The organism is Pseudomonas sp. UME65 (assembly GCF_014170225.1).
Taxonomy (GTDB): Bacteria; Pseudomonadota; Gammaproteobacteria; order Pseudomonadales; family Pseudomonadaceae; genus Aquipseudomonas; species Aquipseudomonas protegens.
In genome coordinates this window covers 190,382-209,399 of record NZ_LZZQ01000004.1, presented here as the reverse complement: position 1 = coordinate 209,399, position 19,018 = coordinate 190,382, and the positions used below count along the sequence as shown (strand labels likewise).

General features: G+C 61.1%; 15 protein-coding genes. 3 read left to right on the top strand and 12 right to left on the bottom strand.

Translation table 11 applies throughout. The features are described from left to right. Window positions 1-245 precede the first annotated feature (245 nt). Window positions 246-1,436 carry a benzoate/H(+) symporter BenE family transporter gene (locus A9971_RS02100; protein WP_015634764.1) on the top strand — a complete coding sequence of 397 codons (1,191 nt, stop codon included), beginning with the start codon at window positions 246-248 and terminating at the stop codon, window positions 1,434-1,436. Window positions 1,437-1,626: 190 nt separating this feature from the next. On the opposite strand, the gene A9971_RS02095 is transcribed toward A9971_RS02100, so the two are convergent. Further along, window positions 1,627-1,971, bottom strand: coding sequence for a YggL family protein (locus A9971_RS02095; protein WP_011060201.1), 345 nt, complete (start codon window positions 1,969-1,971; stop codon window positions 1,627-1,629). A 234-nt stretch (window positions 1,972-2,205) separates the two neighbouring features. Between A9971_RS02095 and dacB the strand changes: the two genes are divergently transcribed. Further along, window positions 2,206-3,666: a D-alanyl-D-alanine carboxypeptidase/D-alanyl-D-alanine-endopeptidase gene (gene dacB, locus A9971_RS02090; RefSeq protein ID WP_015634763.1), complete on the top strand. Its 1,461-nt coding sequence runs from the start codon at window positions 2,206-2,208 to the stop codon at window positions 3,664-3,666. Between the two features lie 42 nt (window positions 3,667-3,708). On the opposite strand, the gene A9971_RS02085 is transcribed toward dacB, so the two are convergent. Together A9971_RS02085 and rlmKL are read right to left on the bottom strand one after the other, a co-directional pair. Then, window positions 3,709-6,108, bottom strand: coding sequence for a diguanylate cyclase (locus A9971_RS02085; RefSeq protein WP_183000799.1), 2,400 nt, complete (start codon window positions 6,106-6,108; stop codon window positions 3,709-3,711). 136 nt (window positions 6,109-6,244) lie between these two features. After that, window positions 6,245-8,509: a bifunctional 23S rRNA (guanine(2069)-N(7))-methyltransferase RlmK/23S rRNA (guanine(2445)-N(2))-methyltransferase RlmL gene (rlmKL, locus tag A9971_RS02080; RefSeq protein ID WP_019093276.1), complete on the bottom strand. Its 2,265-nt coding sequence runs from the start codon at window positions 8,507-8,509 to the stop codon at window positions 6,245-6,247. Between the two features lie 544 nt (window positions 8,510-9,053). On the opposite strand from rlmKL, the gene rmf reads away from it, so the two are divergent. Beyond that, the gene (gene rmf, locus A9971_RS02075) at window positions 9,054-9,269 is read left to right on the top strand and encodes a ribosome modulation factor (protein WP_015634760.1); all 216 of its coding nucleotides are present in this window, start codon (window positions 9,054-9,056) and stop codon (window positions 9,267-9,269) included. Window positions 9,270-9,402: 133 nt separating this feature from the next. Here the strand turns inward: rmf and A9971_RS02070 are convergent, their stop codons facing one another. The 9 genes from A9971_RS02070 to ppsA all read right to left on the bottom strand — a co-directional run bounded on the left by A9971_RS02070 (window position 9,403) and on the right by ppsA (window position 18,973). Then, window positions 9,403-10,422, bottom strand: coding sequence for a quinone-dependent dihydroorotate dehydrogenase (locus tag A9971_RS02070; protein ID WP_015634759.1), 1,020 nt, complete (start codon window positions 10,420-10,422; stop codon window positions 9,403-9,405). Window positions 10,423-10,845: 423 nt separating this feature from the next. Continuing rightward, the gene (locus A9971_RS02065) at window positions 10,846-11,823 is read right to left on the bottom strand and encodes an OmpA family protein (protein ID WP_011060196.1); all 978 of its coding nucleotides are present in this window, start codon (window positions 11,821-11,823) and stop codon (window positions 10,846-10,848) included. Window positions 11,824-11,930: 107 nt separating this feature from the next. Next, complete coding sequence (sigX, locus tag A9971_RS02060) at window positions 11,931-12,521, bottom strand: RNA polymerase sigma factor SigX (RefSeq protein WP_011060195.1); 591 nt, start codon at window positions 12,519-12,521, stop codon at window positions 11,931-11,933. A gap of 88 nt (window positions 12,522-12,609) precedes the next feature. After that, window positions 12,610-13,434 (bottom strand): mechanosensitive ion channel family protein, encoded by an 825-nt coding sequence (locus A9971_RS02055; protein WP_008048604.1) that lies wholly within the window; start codon window positions 13,432-13,434, stop codon window positions 12,610-12,612. 2 nt (window positions 13,435-13,436) lie between these two features. Continuing rightward, a complete protein-coding gene (locus A9971_RS02050; protein ID WP_011060193.1) occupies window positions 13,437-13,682 on the bottom strand; it encodes a hypothetical protein in 246 nt (81 codons plus the stop codon). A gap of 63 nt (window positions 13,683-13,745) precedes the next feature. Next, window positions 13,746-14,741: a zinc transporter ZntB gene (locus A9971_RS02045; RefSeq protein ID WP_011060192.1), complete on the bottom strand. Its 996-nt coding sequence runs from the start codon at window positions 14,739-14,741 to the stop codon at window positions 13,746-13,748. 25 nt (window positions 14,742-14,766) lie between these two features. Further along, on the bottom strand, window positions 14,767-15,258 hold the full coding sequence (rraA, locus tag A9971_RS02040) for a ribonuclease E activity regulator RraA (protein ID WP_011060191.1): 492 nt from the start codon (window positions 15,256-15,258) through the stop codon (window positions 14,767-14,769). Window positions 15,259-15,505: 247 nt separating this feature from the next. After that, entirely contained in the window at window positions 15,506-16,495 is a 990-nt protein-coding gene (locus A9971_RS02035; RefSeq protein ID WP_015634749.1) for an alpha/beta fold hydrolase, read from the bottom strand. Between the two features lie 102 nt (window positions 16,496-16,597). Continuing rightward, window positions 16,598-18,973, bottom strand: coding sequence for a phosphoenolpyruvate synthase (gene ppsA, locus A9971_RS02030; protein WP_041116859.1), 2,376 nt, complete (start codon window positions 18,971-18,973; stop codon window positions 16,598-16,600). Window positions 18,974-19,018 lie beyond the last annotated feature (45 nt).

The window sequence follows — 19,018 nt, the reverse complement described above, 5'->3', positions numbered from 1 at the left end:
CGCGTTAAAACAGGGGCACATTGTACACAACCCATGGCCATCACTAGCAAAAAGTGTTGTCGGGCCCGCGACTTGTTCAACGACTGTACGGCTATTTGTAGTCACGGCTGTATTGCAATGCAAAGTTACTTTTAAGTTTAGGCTTGGACCTTGAACCCCATTACTGGCCCATTGCTCGAGCCCGCCTCGATCAATGCGCGCCGGATGAGGTTTTTTGCGTCTTTCAAGAACAAGGAACAGCAGTAATGTCCGATGCCACTCCCGCGCAGCTACGCCCTCTGGCCGACACTTCGCCGTCTGCCATAGTGGCCGGCTTCATCGCCATGATGACCGGCTATACCAGTTCCCTGGTGCTGATGTTCCAGGCCGGGCAGGCCGCCGGGCTGACCAGCGGTCAGATTTCCTCGTGGATCTGGGCCATTTCCATCGGCATGGCGGTGTGCAGCATCGGCCTCTCCCTGCGCTATCGCACCCCCATCACCATCGCCTGGTCGACCCCCGGCGCCGCCCTGCTGATCACCAGCCTGTCCGGAGTGACCTACGGCGAAGCCATCGGCGCCTATATCACCTGCGCCGTGCTGGTGACCCTGTGCGGCCTGACAGGCAGCTTCGAGCGGCTGATGAAAAAGATCCCGGCGTCCCTGGCGGCGGCCCTGCTGGCGGGGATCCTGTTCAAGATCGGCAGTGAAATCTTCGTCGCCGCCCAGCACCGCACCGGCCTGGTACTGGGCATGTTCCTCACCTACCTGGTGGTCAAGCGCCTGTCGCCGCGCTATGCGGTACTGGCTGCGCTGCTGATCGGTACGGCCTTGTCCGGGGCCATGGGCCTGCTGGACTTCAGCGGCTTTCACCTGGAAGTGGCGACCCCGGTATGGACCACGCCGCACTTCTCCCTGGCCGCCACCATCAGCATCGGCATTCCGCTGTTCGTGGTGGCCATGACCTCGCAGAACATGCCGGGGATCGCCGTGCTGCGGGCCGACGGCTACAACGTCCCGGCTTCGCCGCTGATCACCGCCACCGGGTTGGCCTCGCTGCTGCTGGCGCCCTTCGGCTCCCATGGCATCAACCTGGCGGCCATCAGTGCCGCCATCTGCACCGGCCCCCATGCCCATGAGGATCACAGCAAGCGCTACACCGCGGCGGTGTGGTGCGGGATTTTCTACGGCATCGCCGGGGTCTTCGGCGCCACCCTGGCGGCGCTGTTCGCCGCCCTGCCCAAGGAGCTGGTGCTGTCCATCGCGGCCCTGGCGCTGTTCGGCTCGATTATCAACGGCCTGAGCATCGCCATGAGCGAAGTGAAGGAACGGGAAGCGGCGCTGATCACCTTCATGGTCACGGCGTCGGGGCTGACGCTGTTCTCCATCGGCTCGGCGTTCTGGGGAATTGTTGCCGGGGTGGTGACCCTGATGATCCTGAACTGGCGCAGCGCCTGAAGGGCTTCGCTGGCAAGCCGGCTTCTACACCGACCGGCGCTCGCTCACGCGTCGGCTTGCCGGCGAACGGCGCCCACGACAACGCCCGGGGCTGGCCCGTGCCAGAGGCAAGGATACAAAGGGGAAAATCGACAGGTTGCCCTCGGGCAACAACGCATGAGCGACCCGGACGGGTCGCTCATGCATGACATCACGCGACTGGGTTGATCGCGTTGTCCGGGTACCACACGTCCAGCAGCGGGCTGACTTCAACGGTGGTCAGCTCGGTGCGCGCCTTGAGCCAGGCTTCAACGGTGGCACGTTGCTCTTCGCTGACGGAACCGCGCTTGCTCAGGCAAACCAGACCGAAGTCGTCGCCGCCTACATAGCCCAGGCCGTTGGCTTCCATCGCTTCTTTGAGGAATGCGTCGAGGAAAGCGTCGATAGCTTCGTCAGCCAGACCTTCTTTGAAATCCAGGTTCAGCTCAAAACCCAGCTCCTGAAATTCATCTACGCAGAGTTTTTTGCGCAGACGGCGGGAACGGTTAGTGGCCATGGAACAATCCTCATAAGTAATAACGGGCGGCACTTTACCAGTTTAGGCCGGCGATTGCCTGACTCTATGAGGATGCAACCCTGCCATTGGTAAAAAAAATACCGCCCCAGCGGCCCGTGGCACGGCACAAGCCGCTATACCTTGGGGCATAATGCCGACACTTTCATGACCACTGAGGGATTTTATCTGCATGCCCTCGCCTTTTTTCCCCTCGACTGCAGGGTTCCATTTCATATGATCAAATCGTTGCGTCCTCTGTTGCTGGCCAGTGTTTTTCTCCCCCTGGCCTTTCCCGTTTCCGCGGCCCCGGTCAACACCACCCTGACCCCCAAGGTCCAGCAAGCCCTCAAAGCCAGCAAACTTCCGGATAACGCCCTGTCCCTGGTGATGATTCCCCTGAACGGCCCCGGCACCCCGACCATCTTCAACGCCGACGTATCGGTGAACCCGGCCTCCACCATGAAACTGGTGACTACCTACGCGGCCCTGGAAATGCTCGGCCCGACCCACCAGTGGAAAACCGAGTTCTACACCGACGGCACCCTCAGCGGCGGCATCCTCAATGGCAACCTGTACCTCAAGGGCGGCGGCGACCCCAAACTGAACATGGAGAAGCTCTGGCTGCTGATGCGTGACCTGCGGGCCAACGGCGTACAGCAAGTCACTGGCGATCTGGTGCTGGACCGCAACTTCTTCGTGCAGCCGCAACTGCCGGAATTCAATGACGATGGCAACGACGAGAACAAGCCATTCCTGGTCAAGCCGGACGCCCTGATGGTCAATCTCAAGGCCCTGCGCTTCGTCGCCCGTAATGACTCGGGGCGGGTCCTGGTTTCGGTGGAGCCGCCGATCGCCAAGATCCGCATCGACAACCAGGTCAAGGCGGTCAACACCAAGCAGTGCACCGGAGACGTGCGCTACAACCCCGTCACCCAGGCCGATGGCAGCGTGATCGTGACCGTCGGCGGTCAGTTGGGTGACGGTTGCAGTTCCCAGACTTACCTGTCGCTGCTGGACCACGCCACCTACACCGCCGGCGCGGTGCGGGCGATCTGGAGCGAGCTGGGCGGCAGCATCCAGGGCCAGGATCGCCTGGCCGTGGTACCCAAGGATGCCAAGGTCCTGGCCCGCGCCTTCTCCCCGGACCTCGCGGAAATCATCCGCGACATCAACAAATACAGTAACAACACCATGGCCCAGCAGTTGTTCCTGAGCCTGGGGGCCAAGTACCGCAACGAAGCCGATGGCGACGACGCCAAGGCAGCCCAGCGTGTGGTGCGCCAATGGCTGGCGAAGAAAGGCATCACCTCGCCGCACCTGGTGATGGAGAACGGTTCTGGCCTGTCGCGTGCCGAGCGGGTCAGTGCCCGGGAAATGGCCGGCCTGCTGCAAGCGGCGTGGAAGAGCCCCTACGCCGCCGAGTTCATCAGCTCGATGCCGATCGCCGGCATGGATGGCACCATGCGCAAGCGCCTCAAGCGCACCGCCATGTCTGGTGAGGCGCACATCAAGACCGGCACCCTGAACACCGTACGCGCCATCGCCGGCTACAGCCGCGACGACAACGGCAATACCTGGGCGGTGGTGGCAATCCTCAACGATCCACGGCCATTCGGCGCCTCTTCGGTGCTCGACCAGGTCCTGCTGGACCTGTACCGCCAGCCGAAACTGGCGACCAGCGCTTCGGTGCTGTAAGCGGCGATGCTGGCGGCGGCAAGCCTTGCGCGCCGCCAGTGTTCACGGCTGTTCCATCAGGACCCGGTCCCGCCCCGCCTGCTTGGCGGCATAGACCGCAGAGTCGGCCCGCAGCAGCAGCTCATCTGCACCCTCCCCCGCACGCCAACTGGCGATACCGAAACTGGCGGTGACACTCTCCACCGGCCCGATCGGCGAACTGCGCACACCGTGCCACAGCTCCTGCGCCAGAATCAGCGCTTGCTGGCCGCTGGTGTCCGGGCACAGGACCATGAACTCCTCTCCCCCCAGACGGCAGAAGACGTCGATGCGCCGCAGGCGCCGGCCGATGCGCTCGCACAACCCGCGCAGCACCTGATCCCCCACACCGTGACCGTACTGATCGTTGATCCGCTTGAAATGGTCGATGTCCAGCATGATCACCGCCATGACGCCACCACCTCGCTCCAGGCGGTGCATCTCGGCCTGGAGCCGCTCCTGGAAATAGCGCCGGTTGTGGATACCGGTCAGGGAGTCGGTGACCGACAATGCCCGCAGTTCCTCCTCGACCCGCTTGAGATCGGAGATATCCGATATATAGCCGTGCCAGAGCACACCGCCGCCCCGCAGGCTTTCCGGGCTCGCTGCGCCGCGCATCCAGCGCACCCCCCGCTGCGGCAGGCAGACCCGGTACTCCTCGCGCCAGGGACTGAGCTGCTGCGCCGAAACCCGGATCGACTCACGCACCCGCTCCACATCCTCAGGATGGATGCGCTCGAATGCCGCCTCGGCATCCTGCTGCAGCAGTTGCGGCTCGATCTCGTAGATCTCGCGCAGGCCATCGCTGGCATAGGGAAAACTGGTATGCCCGTCGGCGTCCAGCTTGAACTGATAGATCCCGCCGGGCACGTGGGCGCTGAGCCGCTGCAGCAAGCGGTCACGGGCGGCCAGGGCTTCATGCACACGCTTGCGTTCGGTGATATCGATGCAGATGGCCAGATGGCCGATCCACAACCCCTGATCGTCGAGCACCGGGGTGGCCAGCATGTTGACTTGCAGATGGCTACCGTCACGCCGTACCAGGGTCCATTCCCGGGCCTCATGCCCGCCGGCCATGCCCTCTTCCACCAGCATCGCCTGGGACACCGGGATGGCTTTGCCGTAACGCTGGGTGAGGCTCTGGGCCCAGCTTTCCAACTCTTCGGGCAGGTGCAGGCTTTCCAGGGTCAGGTGCCCCACCGCCTCACTGCTGCTGTAACCAAGCATCTGCTCGGCCCCGGCATTGAAAGTGCTGATCACTCCGCGCAGGTCGGTGGCAATGATCGCTACCTGAGTGGCGGCATTAAGCACGCAGCGCAACTGGCTGTGGGTGCCGCGCAACGCCTGCTCGCTGCTACGCAGCTCCTCGGTGCGCTGCTCCACCAGGGCCAGAGCCCGCTGACGCTGGCTGACCAAGACGTAGAGCAAGGCGCTGAGCAGCAAGCTGAGCATGCCGCCAAGAATCGCCAGGCTACCCAGGGCTGAATGGTTGGCGTGCAGGAAGGCCGCGCTGGGGCGGATGTCCACCTGATAGTCCCGGTCCGCCAGGCGCAGCAGGCGGCTGGCGGTCAGGCCGCTGCTGATGGGCGGGTTGTTCGACTCGTAGAGCACCTCATGCTGGCCCTCGGTGGACAGGTCGAGAATCCGCACCGACAGGTTATCGCTGGCAGGAACCGGCAGGCCGTCCGCCACCAGTTGCCGCAGGCTGATGATCGCCAGAACATAACCGTAGGGCCGGTCCTGGGGGCCGGAAGCATCCTGCGCGCGCCTGACCGGCGCCGCCAGCAGCACCCCTCGCGCATAGGCCTGGTCCACGGCCACCAGTTGCAAAGGCGGCGAGACCGCCAGGCCATTGAGTTCCCGAGCACGTTCCAGGGTGGCTCGGCGCAGGGGTTGAGCCAGGAGGTCGTAACCCAGGGGCGACCCCAGGGGGCTCTGGGTCTGGCTGTACAGCACCGGCGCGTAGTCATCGTGCTCGCCGGCCGGCTCCATCTGGCCCGTGGCATTCAACTGCAAAATGGAAAACCCCGGCAGCCCCTGATCGCGAATCGACTGCTCGAACCTCGGGCGCTGGGCGCGGCTCACCAGAGGCGCCCAGGCATAGGCCTGGGTGCGGCGCAACAAGGGTTTGGCGTAGCCATCGAAATCCTGGCGGGTCACCAGGTCGGAATTGACAAAGAAGCGCCGCAAGCCGTCCAGGCGTTGTTCCTGGTCTTGAAAGCGTTCTTCGATGCGGCTGTAGCGTTCGCCGGCCAGCAACTGGAAGCGCTGGCGCACCTGCTGCTTGTTCAGGCTGTAGGTGGACCAGGCCAAGAGCCCGGTGAGGATGCCGCCCGCAACCAGGACCAGCACCGCCACCAGCCATGCAGATACCTCTTCACTTATGAAACCCAGGATTTTCGGGCGTACAACATGCAGAGGCATAAGCAGAACTCATCACGCCAGCGAGTTTGGGCATCATCCGGACCAAGTGTGAGTTATAGCTATTAGCCACTAATTTGACCAGCGCTAAACAGCCCCCGAAACCTGAAAAAACAGGCCTCGGGGACATATCCGGCCATCAGCGTGCGGTGACTTTCCAGGCACGGTGGATTTTGCCGTTGCGGGCGAAATCCGGATCGATGGTTTTCGCCGTGATTTCCTCGATCTGGTAGCGCGCGGCGAGGTTTTCATCCAACTGGAACTTGCGGAAGTTGTTGGAGAAATACAGCACGCCCCCCGGCGCCAGGCGTGCCATGGCCAGGTCCAGCAACTGCACCTGGTCACGCTGCACGTCGAACACCCCTTCCATGCGCTTGGAGTTGGAGAAGGTCGGCGGGTCGATGAAGATCAAGTCGAACTCGTCACGGCAGCTGTCCAGCCAGGCCATCACATCGCCCTGCTCCAGGCGGTTCTTGTCGGAGAAACCGTTGAGCGAGAAATTGCGGCGTGCCCAGTCCAGATAGGTTTTCGACAGGTCGACACTGGTGGTGCTGCGCGCGCCGCCCTTGGCCGCGTGCACACTGGCGGTGGCGGTGTAGCAGAACAGGTTGAGGAAACGCTTGCCCGCCGCCTCTTGCTGAATACGCATGCGCATCGGCCGGTGATCGAGAAACAGCCCGGTATCCAGGTAGTCGGTAAGGTTCACCAGTAGCTTGATCCCGCCTTCACGAACTTCGGTGAACTGGCCCTGGGCACTCTGGCGCTCGTACTGCTTGGTGCCGCTCTGGCGCTCGCGACGCTTGATCACCACCCGGCTCTTGTCGACATTCAACGCCTGGGGAATCGCCGCCAGGGCATCGAACAGACGTGCCTGGGCCTTTTCCGGGTCCACCGATTTGGGCGCCGCGTACTCCTGCACGTGCACCCAATCCTGGTAGAGGTCGATGGCCAGGGAGTATTCCGGCATGTCGGCATCGTAGACACGGTAGCACTCGATGCCCTCGCGCTTGGCCCACTTGCCCAGTTGCTTGAGGTTCTTTTGCAGGCGGTTGGCGAACATCTGCCCACCCTCGCTCAGGCGCGCCTGTTCGACCACGGGAGCAGGAGCCGGGGCCGGCTTGATCGGGTTGCCATTCTTGTTGTACTGGCGCACGGGTGCTTCGTCCGCGGCGGCCTGGGCCTGCTCGCGTTCCACCTGGCGCTGCTCGGCGGTGCGGCGCTCGCCGGTGACGAACTGATCCGGCAGGACCTTGATCAGCAGCAGCTTGCAGGGCAAGGCGCCGTTCCAGAACGAGTACTGTTTGTGGCTGCGGATGCCCATGCGCTTGCCCAGGTCCGGGGCGCCGGTGAACACCGCCGCCTCCCAGTTCAGGCAGGCCTGGCGCAGGCGCTCGCCGAGGTTCTGGTAGAGGTACAGCAGGCTGGCTTCGTCACCCAGGCGCTCGCCGTAGGGTGGGTTGCAGATCACCAGGCCTTTCTGGTTCTGGTCCGGGCGCGGCTCGAAGGTGCCCACTTCGCCCTGGTAGATCTTGATCCACTCGCTCAGGCCGGCGCGCTCGACGTTGTTGCGGCCGGGCTGGATCAGACGCGGATCGGCTTCGTAGCCGCGGATCCACAGCGGTGGCTTGGCCAGGCCGGCCTGGGCCCGGGCCAGCGCTTCGTCGTGCAACTTGCGCCACAGCGCCGGCACGTGGCCGAGCCAGGCAGTGAAGCCCCATTGTTCACGCTTGAGATTGGGGGCGATGTCCGCGGCGATCATCGCCGCCTCCACCAGGAAGGTGCCCACACCACACATCGGGTCGGCCAGGGCGCCGCCTTCGGCAGCGATGCGCGGCCAGCCGGAACGGATCAGGATCGCCGCCGCCAGGTTTTCCTTGAGCGGCGCGGCGCCTTGCTGCAGGCGGTAGCCGCGCTGGTGCAGGCTGTGGCCGGAGAGGTCCAGGGAGAGGATGGCTTCGCCGCGGTCCAGGCGCAGGTGGATGCGCAGGTCGGGGTTGAGCTTGTCCACCGAAGGGCGCTCGCCGGTCGGAGTGCGCAGCTTGTCGACAATGGCGTCCTTGACCTTCAGGGCGCCGAAGTGGGTGTTGTCGATGCCCGAGCCATGGCCGCTGAACTCCACGGCCAGGGTGCCGTCGGCCAGCATGTGGTCCTGCCAGTCGACATCCAGCACGCCGTGGTAGAGATCCTCGGCGTCCTTCATCGGGAAGCGCTTGAGCACCAGCAGCACCCGGTTGGCCAGGCGCGACCACAAGCACAGGCGATAGGCTGTCTCCATGTCGGCCATGCCGCGCACGGCAGAAGTGTGCTCACGCGCTTGCTCAAGGCCAAGCCCGACGGCTTCCTCGATCAGCAGGCCTTCAAGGCCTTTGGGACAGGTGAGGAAGAGTTCGTAACGATCCGACATGGGAATACCAGGGCCTTTAGCAATAAGTGAACGGGCAACGCATCGCCCGTTCGGTTTTCAATCAAGCGCTTTTCTTCAAGAGCGCTCGTGTGGCGCGAAACTGCGCCGTCCCACCCCGGCAGGCTGGCTTTCTTGCAGGGCAAAAGAGCTTAGAGGCCGGGACAGATAAAAAGTCAGGGCAACAAAATGACATAAGTCGACCCTTCGTCGAATAGTAGTTGAGTGCAACCGTTCGACATTCTCACTAAAGCATTAACCTCATCATCTAGTGAGAGGCTGATCACAGGGGGCTTTGCGTGACAGGCACGATACAAAACCGCCCCAGGCTTATGGCCTGGACAGCATTATCGTTACGTCCTTATGACAAAACGATCATTCACTTGCTGTGACCTATTGGTTAGAACTCAACACAGGTTGGCGCCGCAACGGCGTCAACATCAAGGCTCGCGACGCCGGCAGCGAGCACCAACGGCAGAAGCAATCTGCCCGACCTCAACGAAGGTCGACGGGACATAAAGCAGTCAACAAGTGAGGGAAACACCCTATGAGAAGACTAAAGCGTGATCCGTTGGAAAAAGCGTTTTTACGCGGATATCAGTATGGCGTTAATGGCAAGTCCCGTGAGCTTTGCCCATTTACTCTACCGTCGGTACGCCAAGCCTGGATTAACGGCTGGCGAGAAGGACGCGGCGACAACTGGGACGGTATGACAGGCACTGCGGGCATTCACAGACTCAACGAACTTCGCGCTGTCGGCTGATCAGGGCACATTCCGACACCTAAAACTTGAATAGATGACGACTTAACCACGCACGCCCCATCCGGGCGGCGGGCTTCGGCCCAGGGGCTCCTTCGAGGAGCCCTTTTTTATGCCCGCGTGCTGTCCTTCCCTCTCAGCCCATGGCCGCGATGGCATCCACCGACTCGCGAATCAGCGCCGGCCCCTTGTAGATGAACCCCGAATACAGCTGCACCAGGCTGGCGCCCGCAGCGATCTTCTCAGCCGCGTGCTTGCCTTCGGTGATGCCGCCCACGGCGATGATCGGCAAACGGCCGGCCAGTTCAGCAGCCAGTACCTTGACCGTGTGGGTGCTCTTTTCCCGTACCGGTGCGCCGGACAGGCCGCCGGCCTCGGCGCCGTGCTCCAGGCCTTCGACACCTTCACGGCTCAAAGTGGTGTTGGTGGCGATCACTGCATCCATGCCGGTTTCAAGCAGAGCGCGGGCCACTTCCACGGTTTCCTCGTCGCTCATGTCCGGAGCGATCTTGATGGCCAGCGGTACACGCTTGCCGTGGATCGCAGCCAGTTCCTGTTGGCGCTGGCTCAAGGCCGCCAGCAGTTGCTTGAGCGACTCGCCAAATTGCAGGCTGCGCAGGCCCGGGGTATTAGGCGAGCTGACGTTGACCGTGACATAGCTGGCGTGGGCATAGACCTTGTCCAGGCAGATCAGGTAATCATCCACCGCCCTCTCCACCGGGGTGTCGAAGTTCTTGCCGATATTGATCCCCAGCACGCCTTTGTATTGCGAGGCCGCGACCCGTGCCAGCAGGTTGTCGACCCCCAGGTTGTTGAAGCCCATGCGGTTGATGATGGCCTCGGCCTGGGGCAGGCGGAAGATCCGCGGCTTGGGGTTGCCCGGTTGCGGGCGTGGGGTGACGGTGCCGATCTCGACAAAACCAAACCCCAATTGGGCGAAGCCGTCGATGGCTGCGCCGTTCTTGTCCAGGCCCGCAGCCAGCCCTACCGGGTTCGCAAACTCCAGGCCCATGACCTTGACCGGCATCTGCGCCGGGGCCTTGCACAACAGCCCGTTAAGGCCCAAACGCCCGCCCGCGCCGATCAGGTCCAGGGACAGATCGTGGGAGGTTTCCGGGGAGAGTTTGAACAACAGCTGGCGGGCCAGGGTATACATGGGCGGGATGAACTCGGTTGGCGGCGAAATAGGGCGCCGATTATAGCCGGCCCCGGGGCTTGCAGGCGAGGCGCGAAGTGAAATCCCCGCCGGGCTGGCATATGCCTTGCACTCTCATGTGCATGCAGACCTCGGCCAAGGGCGGCTGAGGTCCCAGGACAATGGCGTCGTCACCCGCCCCGGCCTCACCCGGTCGGCGGGTACGACGCTTTTTTATGCAAGGTGCCACGTCATGACCGATCTCCCCAACACCCCGCTGGCCTGGGTCAACGGCAGCGATGCCCCGGAAAAGTCCGCCATCGACCTGGGCTTCGCGGCGCACCATAGACCGGTTACTGGCCTACGATGACCCGCACCGGGAAGGCAAATCGCAGGCAAAGAAAAGCCCGGCCTAGGCCGGGCTTTTCCAAGCTACAAGGCTAATTACTTAGCTTGAGCTTCTACCGAGGCTTCTACGCGACGGTTAACTGCGCGACCAGCTTCAGTTGCGTTGTCGGCAACTGGGCGGGACTCACCGTAACCAACGGATTGAACGCGGTTAGCGCCAACGCCGTACTGGTTAACCAGAACTTGTTTAACGGCGTTTGCACGACGCTCAGACAGCTTCTGGTTGTAAGCGTCAGGACCGACGGAGTCAGTGTGACCTTCAACAACGGTGGTGGTCTGTGGGTACTGCTTCATGAAGTCAGCGAGGTTCTTGATGTCAGCGTAGCTGTTAGGCTTGACGACCGACTTGTCGAAGTCGAACTTCACGTCCAGCTCAACACGAACCACTTCAGCAACTGGAGCTTCTGGAGCTGGCTCTGGAGCTGGAGCTGGTGCTACTGGAGCTGGAGCGACTTTGCCGCCGCTGCCACCGAAGTTCACACCCAGACCGATGGTAGGAGCGTAGTCCCACTTGCCGTTGTCCAGCTTGTAGTCAGCTTCAACGCCAGCACGGGCGAACAGGTTGTCGGTGATGTACCACTTAACACCAGCGCCTGCAGTCAGGAAAGTCGACTGGTCGCGACCGCTGTGGCCGTCGGCCTCAACGTTGGTCATGCTCTTGTGAGCAACACCGCCGGAAACGTATGGACGCAGAGCGTCACCCACGGTACCAAAGTGGTACTGAGCGTTCAGGCCGAAGTTGTCGCCTTTGATTTTCTGGTTACCAGTACCGTCGTTGGAACGGGTGTGGTTGGTCTTGTCGTAGGTGGCGTTCAACGACAGATCGTCGGTCAGGAAGTAGCCGATCGATGCGCCTGGGTTGAAGCCGTCTTCAACGTGATTAACGCTGTCGTTGTACTGTTTTTTGTAAAACAGTTCACCCTCGACCGCGCCTTGGCCTTGCGCCAGAACGCCGAACGAAGTCACGGCAACAATAGAACCAATGGCAATGCCCAAGGTGTTTTTCAGTTTCATCCGTTAAATCCCCATCTGGTGATTGTAAAGCAGTCCCACATACCGGGGGACAACTCGGCGGTAAGTCTATCAGAACTCACCTAGACGTAAGAGATATTTGCGCCGAACTAAGTTTCAGCAATACCTGCAAATTTCTCACGCAATTTATCAAGAGCACGTTTGTAACGCATCTTTGTAGCACTCAACCCCATATGCATGATGTCCGCGATCTCTTGAAATTCCAGCTCTGCGACAAATCGTAGCACCAGAATTTCCCGATCAATCGGGTTCACATGCACCAACCAGCGATCAAGTCCACCCTTTTCCTCAGGTTTCGGCGCCTTCTCTTCAGAGGCCTCCTCGAGGGGGTCAAGACTTAAAGCGTCCATCAACCGACGCTTGCGCCGCTCCTTGCGATACTGCGTGATGCATTCGTTGTACGTGATGCTATATAGCCATGTCTTGAACTTCGATTTACCCTCAAAGTTCTTAAGGCCATACAGCACCTTCAACATCACTTCCTGACAGACATCATCCGCATCCCGATCGTTCCCCAGATAACGTGCACAAACATTAAATAGGGTCCTCTGATAGCGCCGCATCAACTCTTCATAGGCGCGTGTTACGTGAAACAGCTCCGTATGTGAGCGCGCAACCAACTCCTCATCAGAGAGCTCACGGGGGTCATAGCGCGTGGATAGCGATTGGGTTTTATTCAAAACGAGTCGTGCCGACAGTCAGGTCAATGTCCGCCGCAGCCCGATGACGGGCATTTTGCGGCGGCATACATTAGCAGGGTTTGCCGGGTTAGCGGCTACTTACATGCTGCTCCAGCAGGATCCGATTGGAGAGAGAGACTAGCTCACCCTCATCGGTCAGCAATGTAGTTTTAACCGTGCCAATCTCTTCGATCTGGCCTTCGACCTCACCAACACGTACTTGTTGCCCAACCTGATACAACTCACGCACATAGATTCCCGCAAGAATCTGCCCGGCAATTTCCCGGCTTCCCAACCCCATGGCCAGCGCAACAGCCAGACCAACGGTAATCAATACAATGACGATCACATGGTTGAGCAGGTCGGTTTTGACCTCCAACTGACTGATCGCCACGGAAATACTGATGATGATCACCAACCCCTGGGCAATTCGCCCCAGGCCGCTGGCGTAATCCAGGCCTACGCCTTCTGCGGCGCCGCGTACCAGGCCATTGGCCAGTTGCGCCAGCAAAACCCCCACCAGCAGCACCAGCGCAGCACCGAAAACCTTCGGTAAATACAGCGCAAGCATATCGAGCGTAGCCGAAACTCGCTCAAGGCCAAGGGATTCAGCAGCAGAAACCAGAAAAATCAGCAAAACGAACCAATAGACGATCTTGCCGATCAGGGTCGAGATGGGTACCTGCAAACCCGCACGAGACAACAACTTGGTCAGGCCGGTGCCGCCCATGAGGCGATCCAGGCCCAGCTTGGCCAGCAATTTCGAGAGCAGGGTATCGAGCAGCTTGGCCACCACGAAGCCCAGCAACAGCACCACCAACGCGCCGAACAGGTTCGGAATGAAGTTCGCCACCTTGGTCCACAAGGCGGTCATCGCCGTGACGAGGCTCTGCGTCCAGAGATCCAGTTCCATATTCAATCAGCCTTATCAGCAGTGCGAGCAGAAGATTTACGACGAGAAACCGGCGCAATATGAGCCGATCCGTTATTCAAGGCGATCATCAGCGCCGGCAGCCAGCGGCCCAGAAGGCTGAACAGATCCCCCGCCCCCACCTGACGGTTGGCGGTTTTCAGTACGCGGCCCAGGCAGGCATCGTCATCGCGGCTCGATGGCGAGGCTTTGAGCATGTCACGCAAAGACTGTTCAAACGGATCGTGCATACGCACCTCTGGTGATGTCTGAAAAAGACGCGATCAGATTTATTCGGGTCACATGAAGCATCATCACACCCAGCGCAAACGACGAAACAACCACCATTGCCCCACGGCCACCGCCAACAATAAAAGGCAGGCGATGATGAAACCATAAGGGCTGGCCGAGAACGGAATGCCGCCAACGTTGATCCCCAAAAGGCCGGTGAGAAAACTCATCGGCAGGAAGATCCCGGTAATGATCCCGAAGCGGTACATGGTGCGATTCATGCGCACGCTCAAACGCCGGTCTTCGGCCTCCAGCACAAGCCCCACGCGCTCTCGGGTCAATTCCAGCTCTTCCAGGTAACGGGTCAGACTGTTGTGCAGCTCGTTCCAGTAATCACCATCATCCACGGCGAACCAGGGCAGTTTTATCCGGCTCAACTGGGCGAAGATATCCCGCTGCGGCGCCAGGAAGCGCTTGAGCCCGGCAGCCCGCCGACGGATCTGCAAAATGCTGCCGTGCTCGGGGGTATACCGTTCGTCGGCATCCAGTTTTTCTTCCTCGCCATCGACCACTTCCGAGAGGTCGCTGACCAGATTCTGCACCTTGTGGGTCAGGTACTCGGCCATATAAAGGAGGAGTTCGGCAGACGTCTTCGGCCCTCGGCCCTCGGCAAGCTGCACCAACAGCTCATCGGTGGCGCGCAACTGACGCAGGCGCAAGGAAATCACCCGCTGGGCAGAGGCAAAGATCCGCACCGAGACCATGTCTTCCGGCTCAGCCCCCGGGTTCAGGTTGATACCCCGCAGAAACAGCAGCAACTCCGAGTCCGGGAGCGCCAGCAGGCGTGGGCGGGTGTTTTCCTCCAGCAGCAGGTCACAGCTGAACTCGCTCAGGCCGCTGGAACGACGCAACCAGGTCTGGGTCTGCGGATGACTGCGATCCCAATGCAGCCACAGGCTTTCATGGGCCTGCAGTTGCAGGTCGTCGAGCTCAGTCCGGGCAATCGAACGCGCACCGCCTTCACCATCCAGCACCAGGGCATGTACCAGCCCCCATTGCGCGTTTTCTTCCTCGAACATCCGCATCCCTTGTCAGGTCGATTGTTTATTCAGGCATTTTCAGCGGGCTTGGCGAAACGATCACGCCATTGTTGTCGGCGTAGACATACTCGCCAGGACGAAAAGTCACACCGGCAAAGGTCACCGCCACATTGAGGTCGCCGATGCCGCGCTTGTCAGTCTTCATCGGGTGGCTGGCCAAGGCCTGGACGCCAAGATCGGTCTGGGCGATGACATCCACATCACGGATGCAACCGTAGATCACCAATCCTTCCCAACCGTTTTTTGCGGCCTTCTCGGCCAGCATGTCGCCCAGCAGGGCGCGGCGCAGCGAGCCGCCACCATCCACCACCAACACCTTGCCCTGCCCCTTGAGTTCCACTTGTTCCTTGACCAGCGAGTTGTCCTCGAAGCACTTGATGGTGACGATTTCACCGCCAAAGGAATCGCGACCACCGAAATTGCTGAACATCGGCTCTACCACCTGCACCAGGTCCGGGTAGGCGTCGCACAGGTCGGGAGTGAGGTAATGGTTCATCGAGAAACTCCTGTAACAGAAAGAACACGATCGAAGGTGTCGGTGCTGCCTTATATAGATACGCGCCCAGACCGCAGATGTTTAACCTGCAAGGCCTGATGAGCGAACCCGCCTGCCCCGTATTTTCGCAGCCAGGCCAGCGGAACGGAAAGCCGACTCAATAACTGAATGTGACCAGAAAAGCGCAATGCGTCATATCTTAGCCGCAAGCGCTATCGAGCGAAATGCCCTTGTCAGAGCCTTCGCCTCAAACCGCAGCCACGGGTTCGGCAACAGAAACCAGCAATGGAGCCTGCTGATCCTTGAGCCAGCACGCGACCAGCGGCCAGACCTCAGTCTGCGCCGGTTTGCTCACCAGCATCTCGACGTGACCGAAATTACCGCTGAATCCCTGCTCGCGCCCCAGGCAGACAAATTGTTTCTGCTCGCTGCCCAACTGCTCGAACAACTTGCGACAGGCCCAGGTCGGATCCTGATGATCCCCTGCGGCACTGACTGCCAGTGCCGGCACCGTAACCTGCGCCAGGCCCGCCCACCAATCCTTGTCGGCATCGCCGAAACGACCAAACAATCCATGCCAGCGCATGCTCTCCAGAGCCAGCCCGATGGGCTCGTCCTCGGGGCCGCGCTTGAGCCGCGAGCCGGACAACTGAGCAAAGCGCTTGATCACCAGGCGCCCACCCCACTCCACCATCGGGATCTTCAAGGGCCAGTAGGTACGGCTGATCTGGGTACCGAAAAACGCCGCCGAAGCCACGCCCGCATCACCCAGGTATTGCCCGCCCAACGCCGCCGCCAGGGTAGTGCCGCCCAGGGAATGACCGATCCAATGGGGAACCTGCGCACTTTGCTCACGGACGAAGGCGGCAATTGCCGGCAAATCGTACCGAGCGTAGTCGGCGACACGGTTCTTGCGGTAGTCGGCATTGCGGCGCGACAAACCGTGACCGCGCATTTCAGGAATCCACACATCGAAGCCTGCGCGGGCCAGATAGGCCCCCAGCCCGATGCCCTTGGGCGAATACCAGAAACGTCGATTGGAAAAGCTGCCATGCAGCAGGACCACGGGGATCCCCCGGGCTTCAGGCTCATCGGCCAGCCCCAGGCGGGTGACGGCCAACTCCACGGAAGGGTCGGGACTGTTGCCGGGCTTCAAGCGATAGACATCTTCGCTGAGGTCGCCTCGACGCTCGGCACTGATCAAGGCGACCGGAAATAGGTTGCTGCTGCTTTGCATATTCTTCTTGCACAAAAAAGGGCGGCATCCAGAAGAAGCACGCCCTGCTTGAATCTTCAAGAGCCAGCCAGCCTTGCGACCGACCGGCTCTGCACTCACCGATTACGCCGCGCCCTGACCTTCAGCCAGGAAGAACCAGGTTTCCAGTACCGAGTCCGGGTTCAGCGAAACGCTTTCAATGCCCTGCTCCATCAGCCACTTGGCCAGGTCCGGGTGGTCCGAAGGCCCCTGGCCGCAGATGCCGATGTACTTGCCAGCCTTGTTGCAGGCGGCAATGGCATTGGCCAGCAGCTTCTTGACCGCAGGATTACGCTCGTCGAACAGGTGGGCGATGATCCCCGAGTCACGGTCCAGGCCCAGGGTCAGTTGGGTCAGGTCGTTGGAGCCGATGGAGAAACCATCGAAGTACTCCAGGAACTCGTCAGCCAGAATGGCGTTGGACGGCAGTTCGCACATCATGATCACGCGCAGGCCGTTCTCGCCGCGCTTGAGGCCGTTTTCAGCCAGCAGATCAACTACTTGGCTGGCCTCGCCCAAGGTGCGCACGAACGGCACCATGATTTCGACGTTGGTCAGGCCCATCTCGTTGCGCACGCGCTTCAGGGCGCGGCATTCGAGCTCGAAGCAGTCACGGAAGGATTCGCTGATGTAACGCGAAGCACCGCGGAAGCCCAGCATCGGGTTCTCTTCTTCCGGCTCGTAGAGCTTGCCACCGATCAGGTTGGCGTATTCGTTGGACTTGAAGTCCGACAGGCGCACGATGACCTTCTTCGGTGTGAACGCCGCAGCCAGGGTGCTGATGCCTTCAACCAGCTTGTCGACGTAGAAGTCCACAGGATCGTGGTAGCCGGCAATACGCTTGTCGACGCTGTCCTTGATCTCTTGTGGCAGCCCGGCGTAGTTCAGCAGTGCCTTGGGGTGCACGCCGATCATGCGGTTGATGATGAACTCCAGGCGGGCCAGGCCCACGCCGGCGTTCGGCAGCTGGGCGAAGTCGAAGGCACGGTCCGGGTTGCCGACGTTCATCATGATCTTGAACGGCAGCTCCGGCATGGCATCCACCGAGTTCTGCTTGATGTCGAAGCCCAGTTCGCCTTCGAAGATGAAACCGGTGTCGCCTTCAGCGCAGGAAACGGTCACGCCCTGGCCATCTTTCAGCAGCTCGGTGGCGTTGCCGCAACCCACTACTGCCGGAATGCCCAGCTCGCGAGCGATGATTGCTGCGTGGCAGGTCCGGCCGCCGCGGTTGGTGACGATGGCGCTGGCGCGCTTCATCACCGGTTCCCAGTCCGGGTCGGTCATGTCGGAGACCAGCACGTCGCCGGCCTGGACCTTGTCCATCTCGGACACGTCCTTGATGATCCGCACCTTGCCGGCGCCAATGCGCTGGCCGATGGCACGGCCTTCCACCAGCACGGTGCCGGTTTCCTTGAGCAGGTAGCGCTCCATGACATTGGCCTGGGTACGGCTCTTCACGGTTTCCGGACGAGCCTGGACGATGTACAGCTTGCCGTCGTCGCCGTCCTTGGCCCATTCGATGTCCATCGGGCACTGATAGTGCTTCTCGATGATCATCGCCTGCTTGGCCAGCTCGCTGACTTCAGCATCGGTCAGGCAGAAACGCGCGCGATCGGCGGCGTCCACGTCCACGGTTTTCACCGAGCGACCAGCCTTGGCTTCGTCGCCGTAGATCATCTTGATCGCCTTGCTGCCCAGGTTGCGGCGCAGGATGGCCGGACGACCGGCTTCAAGGGTGTTCTTGTGGACGTAGAATTCGTCCGGGTTGACCGCGCCCTGGACCACGGTTTCACCCAGACCATAGGCGCCGGTGATGAAGACCACGTCACGGAAGCCCGATTCGGTGTCGAGGGTGAACATCACGCCGGCGGTGCCGGTTTCCGAACGCACCATGCGCTGCACACCGGCAGACAGGGCCACCAGCTTGTGGTCGAACCCCTGGTGCACGCGGTAGGAAATGGCGCGGTCGTTGAAGAGCGAGGCGAACACTTCCTTGGCAGCGCGAATCACATTGTCCACGCCACGGATATTGAGGAAGGTTTCCTGCTGGCCGGCAAAGGAGGCGTCCGGCAAGTCTTCGGCGGTGGCCGAGGAACGCACGGCCACGGCGATGTCGGGATTGCCCGCCGACAGTGCGGCGAAGGCGGTACGGATCTCGGTGTTGAGGCGCTCGGGGAACTCGGCCTCCATGATCCACTGACGGATCTGCGCGCCGGTCTTGGCCAGGGCGTTGACGTCATCGACATCCAGCGCATCGAGCGCTGCATGGATCTGGTCGTTCAGACCACTCAACTCAAGAAAATCACGATAAGCCTGAGCTGTCGTGGCGAAGCCACCAGGGACCGATACGCCCGCACCTGCGAGGTTGCTGATCATCTCGCCCAGGGATGCGTTCTTGCCCCCCACATGCTCAACATCGTGTTTGCCGAGCTTATCGAGGGAAACTACGTACTCTACCAAGGTGATCTCTCCACTAACTGTGTTGGAAAAGCTCAGAAGCCGGCT

What these genes read in the sequence shown, in the direction of transcription:
- A9971_RS02070 (WP_015634759.1), bottom strand. Translation starts at nt 10,422, where the DNA reads ATGTATACCCTGGCCCGCCAGCTGTTGTTCAAACTCTCCCCGGAAACC.
- A9971_RS02085 (WP_183000799.1), bottom strand. Translation starts at nt 6,108, where the DNA reads ATGCCTCTGCATGTTGTACGCCCGAAAATCCTGGGTTTCATAAGTGAA.
- A9971_RS02035 (WP_015634749.1), bottom strand. Translation starts at nt 16,495, where the DNA reads ATGCAAAGCAGCAGCAACCTATTTCCGGTCGCCTTGATCAGTGCCGAG.
- dacB (WP_015634763.1), top strand. Translation starts at nt 2,206, where the DNA reads ATGATCAAATCGTTGCGTCCTCTGTTGCTGGCCAGTGTTTTTCTCCCC.
- rraA (WP_011060191.1), bottom strand. Translation starts at nt 15,258, where the DNA reads ATGAACCATTACCTCACTCCCGACCTGTGCGACGCCTACCCGGACCTG.
- A9971_RS02055 (WP_008048604.1), bottom strand. Translation starts at nt 13,434, where the DNA reads ATGGAACTGGATCTCTGGACGCAGAGCCTCGTCACGGCGATGACCGCC.
- A9971_RS02100 (WP_015634764.1), top strand. Translation starts at nt 246, where the DNA reads ATGTCCGATGCCACTCCCGCGCAGCTACGCCCTCTGGCCGACACTTCG.
- A9971_RS02045 (WP_011060192.1), bottom strand. Translation starts at nt 14,741, where the DNA reads ATGTTCGAGGAAGAAAACGCGCAATGGGGGCTGGTACATGCCCTGGTG.
- A9971_RS02095 (WP_011060201.1), bottom strand. Translation starts at nt 1,971, where the DNA reads ATGGCCACTAACCGTTCCCGCCGTCTGCGCAAAAAACTCTGCGTAGAT.
- rmf (WP_015634760.1), top strand. Translation starts at nt 9,054, where the DNA reads ATGAGAAGACTAAAGCGTGATCCGTTGGAAAAAGCGTTTTTACGCGGA.
- A9971_RS02050 (WP_011060193.1), bottom strand. Translation starts at nt 13,682, where the DNA reads ATGCACGATCCGTTTGAACAGTCTTTGCGTGACATGCTCAAAGCCTCG.
- A9971_RS02065 (WP_011060196.1), bottom strand. Translation starts at nt 11,823, where the DNA reads ATGAAACTGAAAAACACCTTGGGCATTGCCATTGGTTCTATTGTTGCC.
- rlmKL (WP_019093276.1), bottom strand. Translation starts at nt 8,509, where the DNA reads ATGTCGGATCGTTACGAACTCTTCCTCACCTGTCCCAAAGGCCTTGAA.